Source organism: Companilactobacillus halodurans (genome assembly GCF_009600985.1).
Taxonomy (GTDB): domain Bacteria; phylum Bacillota; class Bacilli; order Lactobacillales; family Lactobacillaceae; genus Companilactobacillus; species Companilactobacillus halodurans.
The window spans coordinates 1-1,314 of record NZ_VDFP01000160.1 but is presented as its reverse complement, the minus strand read 5'-3'; the positions used below and the strand labels follow the sequence as shown (position 1 = coordinate 1,314).

Below are 1,314 nucleotides of genomic sequence, written 5' to 3'. Positions count from 1 at the left end.
GATTGGAATGGATATTGGTATTAAGACTAATGAATTAATGATTGTGATGCTAGTCGTTCAATTAGTGGCCTTTCCGTTTTCAATTTTCTTTGGCTGGTTAGCAGATAAAACGTCAACTCGAAAAGGTTTTTTATTAGGTATCAGCGTATACTTCATTATTTGTTTGTATGCTTTAAACTTGAATACCAGCCGAGACTTCTGGATTTTGGCATTGTTGGTTGGAACGAGTCAAGGTGGTTTACAGGCATTGAGCCGTTCTTATTTTGGAAAAATTATTCCTAAAGAGTCCGGTAGTGAGTTCTTTGGCTTTTATAATATTTTAGGAAAATTTTCAGCTGTTATGGGTCCAGTGCTGGTTGGTATTGTGACGCAAATAACTGGTAGATCAACTATTGGTGCAGCTTCTTTGAGTATCTTATTCTTGATTGGTTTGGTGATTTTTTTAATGTTGCCACGTTTAACAACGACTAAGTAAATTTATAGCGAAAATATGTTCGCTATGGTAATATAGAGCCAGCGTAATAAGCCGGAATTTAGTTACATCTAATTCATGTAAGAGTTAGATGTATTTTTTAGCTTAAAGGGGGTAAGTAAGTCCGTGATAGATAGAGTTGATGATAATAAATTTGATCTTGTGTCAAAGTATTCTTTTTTTTTTTTTCAGGCTCAAGCTATTAATACGATCACTAAAGATTTTCAATCTGGTGATAAGGAAGTAATACTTGAGGGTGCTACTGGTACTGGTAAAACCTTTACGATGGCTAATGTGATTAAGAATTTAAATAAACCGACATTGATTATTTCACACAATAAGACTTTAGCTGGTCAGTTATATGGTGAAATGAAGGAGTTTTTCCCTAACAATGCGGTTGAATATTTCGTCAGTTATTATGATTACTACCAACCAGAGGCCTATGTGCCTTCTAGTGATACTTATATCGAAAAGGATTCCAGTATCAACGATGAAATTGATAAGTTGCGTCACTCGGCAACTAGTTCTCTACTAGAACGAAATGATGTAATCGTTGTGGCATCTGTTTCTTGTATTTTTGGGTTAGGTGACCCTAGAGAATATGCTGACAGTATTATTTCTTTGCATGTTGGTCAACAGATTGGGCGCGATACTCTTTTAGAGGAATTAGTTGAGAATCAGTTTGAACGAAATGATATTGACTTTCAACGTGGTCGTTTTAGAGTTCGTGGAGATGTTGTTGATATCTTTCCAGCTTCACGGGATGATAATGCTATTCGCGTGGAATTTTTTGGTGACGAAATCGATCGTATTATCGAAATGGACGCTTTGACTGGTGAAAT

The 1,314-nt window shown here is 35.8% G+C and carries 2 protein-coding genes; both read left to right on the top strand.

The genetic code is table 11. From position 1 onward, the window contains the following. Window positions 1-475 (top strand): MFS transporter (locus FHL06_RS13270; RefSeq protein WP_153387092.1); only part of this gene is annotated, 475 nt, incomplete at its 5' end. Between the two features lie 123 nt (window positions 476-598). Next, window positions 599-1,314, top strand: a 716-nt coding sequence (locus FHL06_RS13265) for a DEAD/DEAH box helicase family protein (protein ID WP_337692578.1), incomplete at its 3' end; no start/stop codon positions are given.